The organism is Rhizobium sp. 18055, assembly GCF_902706285.1.
Taxonomy (GTDB): Bacteria; Pseudomonadota; Alphaproteobacteria; order Rhizobiales; family Rhizobiaceae; genus Rhizobium.
The window spans coordinates 1-426 of the sequence record NZ_CACSKD010000340.1 but is presented as its reverse complement, the minus strand read 5'-3'; the positions used below and the strand labels follow the sequence as shown (position 1 = coordinate 426).

At 55.6% G+C, this 426-nt stretch carries 1 protein-coding gene; it reads left to right on the top strand.

The features are described from left to right. Positions 1–236: 236 nt before the first annotated feature. Positions 237–426 (top strand): FGGY family carbohydrate kinase (locus GVL52_RS29410; RefSeq protein ID WP_244619352.1); only part of this gene is annotated, 190 nt, incomplete at its 3' end.

The window sequence follows — 426 nt, the reverse complement described above, 5'->3', positions numbered from 1 at the left end:
ATCCTGACCCGAACGGACGCCAGATCGACTTAGGCCCTTGATCTGATGTCTGGATGGTGAGACGATAAATCGTATCGCCGGTTGGCGGGTGGCCCTGTCGCCTTGGGTTGTTGGTTTTGCGAAGGGCACGTAGTGAGGTACGTCTGCATGAGCGCCTCCCGAAAGCAACGGTCATCGATGTGGATGGTTCGCACCTGTCGACCAGTACCGGCGAACGTCATCAGGAAGAAGTGGTCATGGCTGAAATCGTTATAGGAGTTGATGGGGGAACCACTGCAGTTAAGGCGGTCGCGTTTAACCTTTCCGGAGATGTCGTCTCCACGCGGCGTGAATCAGTGTCTGTCACGTACGGGGATCACGGTGAGGCTGAACAAGACATGAATCAGATCTGGGAGGCGGTCGCGACTTGTATTCGCAGTGTTGCTG